The sequence below is a fragment of the Streptomyces thermocarboxydus genome (assembly GCF_024760485.1).
Classification (GTDB): domain Bacteria; phylum Actinomycetota; class Actinomycetes; order Streptomycetales; family Streptomycetaceae; genus Streptomyces; species Streptomyces cellulosae.
Window position 1 is genome coordinate 1,510,129 of record NZ_CP058273.1, and the last position, 8,578, is coordinate 1,518,706.

The following is an 8,578-nucleotide window of genomic DNA, read 5'->3' on the forward strand; positions in this document are numbered from 1 at the left end:
CCGGATCAGCCGCAGGCGTTTCCGGATCAGCCGCAGGCGTTTCCGGATCAGGCGCAGGGGTTTCCGGATCAGGCGAGCGCGACCAGATCCGCGTAGTCGGAGCCCCACAGGTCCTCGACGCCGTCCGGCAGCAGAATGATCCGCTCCGGCTGGAGCGCCTCGACGGCGCCCTCGTCGTGGGTGACGAGGACCACCGCGCCCTTGTAGGTGCGCAGCGCGCCGAGGATCTCCTCGCGGCTGGCCGGGTCGAGGTTGTTGGTGGGCTCGTCGAGCAGCAGGACGTTCGCCGAGGAGACGACGAGGGTCGCGAGCGCGAGACGCGTCTTCTCGCCGCCGGAGAGGACCCCGGCCGGCTTGTCGACGTCGTCGCCGGAGAACAGGAACGAGCCGAGCACCTTCCGGACCTCCACAAGGTCCAGGTCGGGCGCGGCCGAGCGCATGTTCTCCAGAACCGTGCGGTCCGGGTCGAGGGTCTCGTGCTCCTGCGCGTAGTAGCCGAGCTTGAGGCCGTGGCCGGGGACGACGGCGCCCGTGTCGGGCTGCTCGACGCCCGCGAGGAGCCGCAGCAGGGTGGTCTTGCCGGCGCCGTTCAGCCCCAGGATGACCACCCGGGAGCCCTTGTCGATCGCCAGGTCGACGTCGGTGAAGATCTCCAGCGAGCCGTACGACTTCGACAGGCCCTCCGCCATCAGCGGGGTCTTGCCGCAGGGCGCGGGCTCGGGGAAGCGCAGCTTGGCGACCTTGTCGGACTGGCGCGCCTCCTCCAGACCGGCGAGCAGCTTCTCGGCGCGGCGGGCCATGTTCTGCGCGGCGACCGTCTTCGTCGCCTTGGCGCGCATCTTGTCGGCCTGGGCGTTGAGCGCGGCGGCCTTCTTCTCGGCGTTCTGCCGCTCGCGGCGGCGGCGCTTCTCGTCGGCCTCGCGCTGCTGCTGGTAGAGCTTCCAGCCCATGTTGTAGACGTCGATCGTGGCCCGGTTGGCGTCCAGGTAGAACACCTTGTTGACGACCGTCTCGACCAGGTCGACGTCGTGGGAGATCACGATGAAGCCGCCGCGGTAGGTCTTCAGGTAGTCCCGCAGCCAGACGATGGAGTCGGCGTCGAGGTGGTTCGTCGGCTCGTCGAGGAGCAGGGTGTCCGCGTCGGAGAACAGGATGCGGGCGAGCTCTACGCGGCGGCGCTGACCGCCGGAGAGGGTGTGCAGCGGCTGGCCGAGCACCCGGTCGGGGAGGTTGAGCGCGGCGGCGATCGTGGCGGCCTCGGCCTCGGCGGCGTACCCGCCCTTGGTGAGGAACTCGGTCTCCTGGCGCTCGTACTGCTTGAGCGCCTTCTCGCGGGTGGCGCCCTGGCCGCCCGCGATGCGCTGCTCGTTCTCGCGCATCTTGCGGATCAGTACGTCGAGGCCGCGGGCGGAGAGGATGCGGTCGCGGGCGAGGACGTCGAGGTCGCCGGTGCGGGGGTCCTGGGGCAGGTAGCCGACCTCGCCGGAGCGGGTGACCGTGCCGGCGGCGGGCATGCCCTGGCCGGCGAGGACCTTGGTGAGGGTGGTCTTCCCCGCGCCGTTGCGGCCGACCAGGCCGATGCGGTCGCCCTTGGCGACGCGGAAGGTGGCGCTTTCGATGAGGATGCGGGCACCGGCGCGCAGCTCGATGCCGGAGGCGGAGATCACGGACAGACTCCAGGGCAGGTGTGGTTGGCGGTGGGCGGCTGAGGGCGTTCCCGCCGTCTAATGCGCGAGGAGAATGGCCATGCGGGCCATTCTAACGGGGCGGGGCAAGCGGTTTTCCGCGCGCGGAGGGCGCCCTGTTGTCGTCGGTTCGTTGTCGGTGGCGGGTGTCACACTGAGCCGTGACGAGACATATCGGTGCGCTTTGGACACGAGGAAGTGATCGCCATGGCGGGTGCGAGCGTCGTCCCGACGCTGCTGTACGCGGACGCGAAGGCGGCGATCCGTCAGCTGACGGAGGGGCTGGGCTTCACGGAGGTGTCGGTCTACGAGCGGGAGGACGGCACGGTGGAGCACGCGGAGCTGGCCCAGGGGAACGGGGTGGTGATGCTGGGGTCCAAGGGGCGTGGGGGTGTCTTCGACAGGGCGATGGCGGGTGCCGGCCCTGCGGGGGTGTACGTCGTGGTGGACGACGTGGACGCGCATCATCGGCGGGCGGTGGAGCAGGGGGTGGAGGTGCTGATGCCTCCGGCGGACCAGGCGTACGGGTCGCGTGACTATCTGGTGCGGGACTTGGAGGGCAACGTGTGGAGCTTCGGCACGTATGCGCCGGGGGCGGGGGGCTGATTTTCACGGTGCCCCGTGCCCCGGTGCACACCGGCGGCGGGAGCACCGTCCCGGTGTGGCCCGGCCGTGCGGGGCGTGCCTGCACCTGCCGCGGCGCGGGGGTGCCGCTGCGCCCACCCGTGCCGCCCTGCGGCACGACTGCCCGCGACGGCGGCGGGTCAGCGGACCCTCCCGCTCGAGCGAAGCCGGGAGTGGGGGAGGGTGGGCGCAACGGCACCCCCCGCGGCGCGGCACCGTAACCGTGGTGCGGCACCGCGTGGGCCCCCGCACAGCACGCGCCGCGGCTAGCCGCCCTTGTGCACCTGGAACGCCGCCCTTCGGACCGCCTTCGCGAAGGCCGGGTCCGGGTGGGCTGCTGCCAGGGCGACCAGGACCTGGACCGTGCGGGGGTGGCCCACCGCGCGGATCTCGGCCAGCAGCGCCGGCACCGTCGGCTGCACAGCCGTCTCCAGGTGACGCAGCAGCAGCGGCGCCTCACCGTGGTCCGCGACCGCCGCAGCCGTGTCGACCCACAGCCACGTCGCCTCCTCCCGCGTCAGCACCTCGTGCGCGTCCTCGGGGTCCACCCCGTCGTGCTCGGCGAGCCACAGCAGGGCGTACGGCCGCAGCGCGGGCTCGTCGAGGGCGGCGCGCACCTCCGGCTCGGCGGGGGCGCCGACCACCCGCAGCGCCTCGAAGGCGAGCCCCCTCAGCAGCGCGTCCTCCCCGCGCGCGGCGGCGATCAGCTCGGTGACGGCGCTGCCGACGGGCCGGGCGGCGAGCCAGGCGCGGTACTCGGCGCGGGCCGCGGCCGGACGGAGCCGCGCGCACCCGCGCAGCATGTCCTCCGCGCCCTGCTCGATGTTGCCCGCCGGGCTCTGCGCGGCGACGCAGATCTGCTCGAGCTTGACCCACACCGCCCAGCTGCCGAGCAGATCGGAAGAGCACAGCCCGTCGCCGTAGGTGAGCGCGCCGACGGAGGCGAGGGCGCGCAGCGCCCAGTCGAGGAGCGGCTGCAGCGGAGCGTCCGCGGAAAGGCGCGGGCGCGGCTCCGGGGCGACGCGGCGTCGGCGGCCGGGGCGCGGCCCGTAGTCCACCTCGCAGCGCTCCGTGCGCAGTTCGGTGACCCGCTGCTCAGCAGGTCGAGCAGCTGGGGCACGGGCACCGCCCGGCGGACAGCTGGAGGAAGGACAGCCTGCGGCATGGCCGGTCACGACCTCGGCGACGGCGGCGGGCTCGTGGTCCTCGGTCGGGGCAGGCGAGCGACCATGCGTCGCAGAGGGCGACCCAGGCGCGCAGCACGGCGCTGTCGTCGCGGTCCCAGGCGCGCAGCGCAGCCGGGGCGGGCGCTGTCGCCGTGCACCTCGATGAGCCGCCAGGCCGGCGGTGTCCCAGTCGGCACGGACCTGATCCACGGTCAGCCGAGGCGCCTCGGCGGCCCGGCGGGCGGTCGCGCCGGACAGGGTGCTTTGCCGTCGGCGGTGGCGCTGTCGCCGCCGGGCCGAGGGCACGGTCGGCCAGCGGAATGGCACGCTCCGTCCTGGCCGCGGCCAGGACGGAGCGTGCCATTCCGGCCAGCTCGGCCGGTGCGGGCGTGCCCTCCGGAGGGCGTGGCGCGGGGCGGCGCACACGCCGCTGCTCGATCGCTGCGGGGGCGGCGGCCAGGGGTCGCGGGCGGACGAGTCGAAGCCTGGAGTCGCGCGGGATACGGGACGTCACGGGTGCAGTCTTCCGGTTGACGGTCCGAAAACCCAAACGGAATGCCACGGGACGCCTCGACGGCCGTCGCCGTACCGGCCCGGACGGTGCCGGAGGGACCTGATCAAGCCAATGGTCCGGCCCTAAACGGAATCCTCCGCACCGGCCGCCGCGGCGCCCCTCGGAAGGGCCCGCCGGGGTGGCCGAAGCGCGCCGCGCCGGCTCACATCAGCGGGACGAGGAACCTCCGCAGCGACTCCTCGTACGTGGCCGGGTCGGCGTTCCACATCGCGGCGTGCGGGGCGCCCCTGACGGTCTGCAGGGTGACCGTGTTGGGGTGGGCGGCGGCGAGGTGACGGGAGAACCGCCAGGGCGCCACCGTGTCGTCGGGGCCGTGGAAGATCTGCGTGGGGACCGCGATGCCGTCCATGCGCACCGCGCCGGGCCGGTGGTCACCGTACAGGCCGGTACGGCCCTGGGCGGCGCGGACGGCGAGCGGCAGGAGCACGCCGGGGGTGCGGCGGGCGCCGGCGAGGGCGCGCAGGGTGGACTCCCAGTCGAGCACCGGGGAGTCCAGGAGCAGCCCGGCGACGCGTTCACGCAGTTCCGAGCGGGCGGCGGCGCGCAGCGCCATGGTCGCGCCGGTGGAGAAGCCGTAGAGCACCACCTTGCGGGCGCCGGAGTCGACCGCGTGCCTCAGGACGGCGTCGAGGTCGCGCCACTCGGTCTCGCCGAGGTGGTTGAGCCCGTCCGGGGAGCGGGGCGCCTCCGGGTCGCCCCGGTAGGCGGGGACGAGCACGGGGAACTGGTTGCGGTGCAGGGCGCCGAGGACGTTGAGGACGTGCTCGCGGGTGGTGCCGAGGCCGTGCACGGCGATCACCCAGGTGTCCCGGGCGCCGGGCACGAACCAGACGGGCAGCGGCCCGAGTTCGCCCGGCACGTCGAGGACGGTGTGGTCGACGCCGAGCGCGGTGGCCGGGTCGCCGACGTGGACGTTCGGGGTGAAGCGGGCGCGGTCGCCGGGTTCGGGCGTCCCGTAGGTGACGCGTTCGAGCCGGCGTACGACGGTGTCGGCGGAGTGGGCCGTACCGGCCAGGACGGGTCCCACGACCGCGTGGAAGCGCTCGCCGAGGAGGCCGTAGCGGCCGGGACGCAGGGCGGCGAGGTCACGGGTGAGGGTGACCTGGCCCGCGGCGGTGGCGTGGACGGTGAGTCCGGGCTCGGTGGGCAGGGGCTGGCCCGAGGGAATCCTCAGGGCGGCGTCGCTGGCGAACCGGCCGGCGGCCACCGCGGCGGCGCCGGCCCCTATCACGGCGGTAACGGCTGCTGCCGTCGCAGTCACAGTGCGCACGCCTCCCAGTGTCGGCTCCGGACGCGGACCCGGCCAGTGGGCGCGGGGCCCGGGCCCGCCCGGGTGCGGCCGGCCTCCGTCCACGTGAGCGGCCGGCCGGGTGCGTCACCCGGTCCCCGGCGGGGTTCCCGGCGGGGCGGACCTGACACCCGTGGGCCGGACGGCCCTCGCCCGCCGGAGAGCCGGCCGCTCACCTGCCGCCGGCCGGTACGGCAGGCCACCCGTCGGACGCGACCCGGACGTCCGAAGCGACACGCGAAACTCGCACGCACGCAGGCGCCCTGGGGCGTCCGCCGGTCGGTTCGGCTCGCGAAGGGGTCCCGCGCCTACCGGACCCGCCCGGGTGAGCCGACGGCTCGGCACTCCCCGGGCCGGCGGGCAACCGTCCGGACACCCCCAGGCGCTCAGGGCCGTTCCCCTGCGAGCCGGCCGCCAGGCATCCCCTCAACCCCGCTGTCCGTACCCCCGCAACCGCTCCCCCGCCTCCGCCAGCTGTTCGGGGCTGAGCAGGGTCGGGGTCAGGCCCGGGACCGAGGAGGCCGTGAGCCAGACGCGGCACATCCATTCCAGCTGGGCCGTGCGGTCGTACGCCTGGGCGAGTCCGGCGCCGTACGTGAGGGTGCCGTGGTTGCGCATCAGGCAGCCGGTGCGGCCGTCGAGGGCGCGCAGGGTGTTCTCGGCCAGTTCCGGGGTGCCGTAGGTGGCGTAGCGGGCCACGCGGACGGGGCCGCCGAGGGCGGCGGTCATGTAGTGGATCGCCGGGAGCTCGTCGACGAGCGTGGAGACGGCGGTGGCGTGCACGGCGTGCGTGTGGACGACGGCGCGGGCTTTCGTCGTGCGGTGGACGGCCAGGTGGAGGGGCAGTTCGCTGGTCGGGACCAGCGTGCCGAGCACCTGCCGGCCCGTGAGGTCCACCCCCGTCACGTCGGCCGGGGTGAGCCGGTCGTACGGGACGCCCGAAGGGGTCACGAGGACGGTGTTCCCGACCCGTACGGAGACGTTGCCCGAAGTTCCGACGACGAGGCCGTCGGCGACGGTCCGGCGGGCCGTCGCGACCAGCTCCGCCCAGGCCTCCGTCACCCCTTCGCCGAGCCCTTCGAAGCCCTCACCGCGCGTGCCCGGGACGCCACGCCCAGCGCCCTCCGCTTCCTGTCCGCTCCCGTGCTGTTCGGCCATGTGGAGATCCTGCCAGGAGCCCTGGCCTCCTGGGCCGGACGGCGGAGCGCGCACCCCCTCTTACGGTCACCCTGATGCCCGTTCCAGTTCATCTTCCGTTCACCCTGGTTGCCTACGTTCGACCAGCCAATGACCTCGAACGATTGCCTGGGTAAATGGAAAGCTTCTCGCTGATCCTCGCGATTGTGGTGGTAACCGCACTCGCGTTCGATTTCACGAACGGTTTCCACGACACCGCGAACGCGATGGCAACGACCATTTCGACCGGTGCGCTCAAGCCCAAGGTCGCGGTGGCCATGTCCGCCGCGCTGAACCTTGTCGGCGCATTTCTTTCGGTGGAGGTCGCCAACACGATCTCCAAGGGCCTCGTCGACGAGGCCGGCATCCGTCCCGAGGTCATCTTCGCCGCGTTGGTCGGCGCGATCCTCTGGAACCTCCTCACCTGGCTGGTCGGTCTTCCGTCCAGCTCGTCGCACGCCCTCATGGGCGGTCTGATCGGCGCCACGGTCGCCTCCGCCGGCTTCGGCGCGGTCCACGGCGACGTGCTGGTCACCAAGGTCCTGCTCCCCGCGATCGCCGCCCCGCTGGTGGCGGGCATCGCCGCGATGCTGGCGACCCGGCTCACGTACCGCATGGGCCGCGGCGCCGACACCAAGGCCTCCGAGAAGGGCTACCGCGCCGGGCAGATCGCCTCGGCCGGCCTGGTCTCCCTGGCCCACGGCACCAACGACGCCCAGAAGACGATGGGCATCATCACCCTCGCCCTGGTCGCCGGCGGCGCCGTCGCCCCCGACTCCGACCCGCCGGTGTGGGTCATCCTCTCCGCGGGTCTCGCCATCGCCCTCGGCACCTACCTGGGCGGCTGGCGCATCATCCGCACCATGGGCAAGGGCCTGACCGACCTCCAGCCGCAGCAGGGCTTCGCCGCCCAGACCAGCGCCGCGACGGTCATCCTGGCCTCCTCGCACCTGGGCTTCTCCCTCTCCACGACGCACTCCGTGTCCGGTTCCGTCATGGGCGCGGGACTCGGCCGCAAGGGCGGTGTGGTCCGCTGGTCCACGGCCACCCGGATGTTCGTCGCCTGGGGCCTGACCCTGCCGGCCGCCGCGCTGGTCGCGGCGATCGCCGAGTGGGTGTGCGGCTTCGGCAGCTGGGGCACCGCCGTCGTGGCCGTCTTCCTGGTCGCCTCCAGCGCGGCCATCTGGAAGATCTCCCGGCGCGAGGTCGTCGACCACACCAACGTCAACGACCACGACACCCCGGAGACCGTCTCCGAGGAGCCCGCCGGTGTCGTCACCCAGGCGATCGCCGCCGTGACCCCGCCCCCGGCAGGCCCCTCCGAGGACCTCTCGGCCACCATCCCGGCACCGGCCCCGGCCACCGCCGACCCGCAGGCCCCGTCGGCCGCCTCGACCGTCTGACCGCGTCCGGCACGAAGGAAGTAGCAGCATGAAGATCGACTGGGCGGCCCTCGGCTCCGTGTTCGGCGTCAGCCTCGTGGTCACCGTGGCCCTGGTGGCCCTGTTCACCCTGGGCATCTCGGGTCTGTCCCGCCGCGAGCGGGCGTCCGCCGAGGGCCGGTCCGCGGCCCTCGCGGTCACCGGCGCCTACGCCTGCTTCGCCGCCTGCGCGGCGGCGGTCGGCTACGGCATCTACCTGATCATGGCCTGAACCACCGGGCCGCACGCGTGAGCGGGCGGGACGGGAGCGGCGGCTCCCGTCCCGCCCGTCGCCGTGTCTCCGCCCGTGCCGGACGTGCGCGCGTCCACGGGCCGCCGGCCGCGTTCACCCACGTGAGCCCCTCTGTGGGCCTCGGCACACTTCAGCCCCGCAGGTCAAAGGCAAGTTGACGGCCCTTCCGGGGGCATGGTGGACTGCCTCCGCCAATACGGCGGCAGAAGAGGAAGCCGGTGCGAATCCGGCGCGGTCCCGCCACTGTCACCGGGGTGCGAACCCCGGGAGCCAGGAACTCTCGCCGCCGGTCTCGTCGAACCAGGGCGCGGACACCCTGAGTGAGGACATATCGCCATGCGCGGCAGCCTGCCGAGGTCGACCAGCGACACCCCACCCCCCTTCGGGGCCG

The 8,578-nt window shown here is 73.7% G+C and carries 6 protein-coding genes, 1 pseudogene and 1 riboswitch; of the genes and pseudogenes, 3 read left to right on the forward strand and 4 right to left on the reverse strand.

The genetic code is table 11. From position 1 onward, the window contains the following. Positions 1 to 68: 68 nt before the first annotated feature. Positions 69 to 1,667: an ABC-F family ATP-binding cassette domain-containing protein gene (locus tag AY578_RS07120; protein ID WP_161232548.1), complete on the reverse strand. Its 1,599-nt coding sequence runs from the start codon at positions 1,665 to 1,667 to the stop codon at positions 69 to 71. Positions 1,668 to 1,892: 225 nt separating this feature from the next. On the opposite strand from AY578_RS07120, the gene AY578_RS07125 reads away from it, so the two are divergent. Continuing rightward, on the forward strand, positions 1,893 to 2,291 hold the full coding sequence (locus AY578_RS07125; protein ID WP_037953981.1) for a VOC family protein: 399 nt from the start codon (positions 1,893 to 1,895) through the stop codon (positions 2,289 to 2,291). A gap of 284 nt (positions 2,292 to 2,575) precedes the next feature. Here AY578_RS07125 and AY578_RS07130 read toward each other — a convergent pair. The 3 genes and pseudogenes from AY578_RS07130 to AY578_RS07140 form a co-directional block, all read right to left on the reverse strand. Then, positions 2,576 to 3,839: pseudogene (locus tag AY578_RS07130) on the reverse strand (hypothetical protein). Positions 3,840 to 4,191: 352 nt separating this feature from the next. Beyond that, positions 4,192 to 5,319, reverse strand: a complete 1,128-nt coding sequence (locus AY578_RS07135) for an alpha/beta hydrolase (protein ID WP_161231902.1) — start codon at positions 5,317 to 5,319, stop codon at positions 4,192 to 4,194. Positions 5,320 to 5,763: 444 nt separating this feature from the next. Beyond that, positions 5,764 to 6,495 (reverse strand): class II aldolase/adducin family protein, encoded by a 732-nt coding sequence (locus tag AY578_RS07140; protein ID WP_019522136.1) that lies wholly within the window; start codon positions 6,493 to 6,495, stop codon positions 5,764 to 5,766. 155 nt (positions 6,496 to 6,650) lie between these two features. On the opposite strand from AY578_RS07140, the gene AY578_RS07145 reads away from it, so the two are divergent. Next, complete coding sequence (locus tag AY578_RS07145; RefSeq protein WP_019522137.1) at positions 6,651 to 7,916, forward strand: inorganic phosphate transporter; 1,266 nt, start codon at positions 6,651 to 6,653, stop codon at positions 7,914 to 7,916. A 28-nt stretch (positions 7,917 to 7,944) separates the two neighbouring features. Continuing rightward, complete coding sequence (locus tag AY578_RS07150; RefSeq protein ID WP_019522138.1) at positions 7,945 to 8,166, forward strand: hypothetical protein; 222 nt, start codon at positions 7,945 to 7,947, stop codon at positions 8,164 to 8,166. A 182-nt stretch (positions 8,167 to 8,348) separates the two neighbouring features. Continuing rightward, a riboswitch (cobalamin riboswitch) is annotated at positions 8,349 to 8,489 on the forward strand. Positions 8,490 to 8,578 lie beyond the last annotated feature (89 nt).

Bases quoted from the DNA above. Each gene is read 5' to 3' on its own strand.
- AY578_RS07140 (WP_019522136.1), bottom strand. From the start codon at position 6,495: ATGGCCGAACAGCACGGGAGCGGACAGGAAGCGGAGGGCGCTGGGCGT.
- AY578_RS07125 (WP_037953981.1), top strand. From the start codon at position 1,893: ATGGCGGGTGCGAGCGTCGTCCCGACGCTGCTGTACGCGGACGCGAAG.
- AY578_RS07150 (WP_019522138.1), top strand. From the start codon at position 7,945: ATGAAGATCGACTGGGCGGCCCTCGGCTCCGTGTTCGGCGTCAGCCTC.
- AY578_RS07145 (WP_019522137.1), top strand. From the start codon at position 6,651: ATGGAAAGCTTCTCGCTGATCCTCGCGATTGTGGTGGTAACCGCACTC.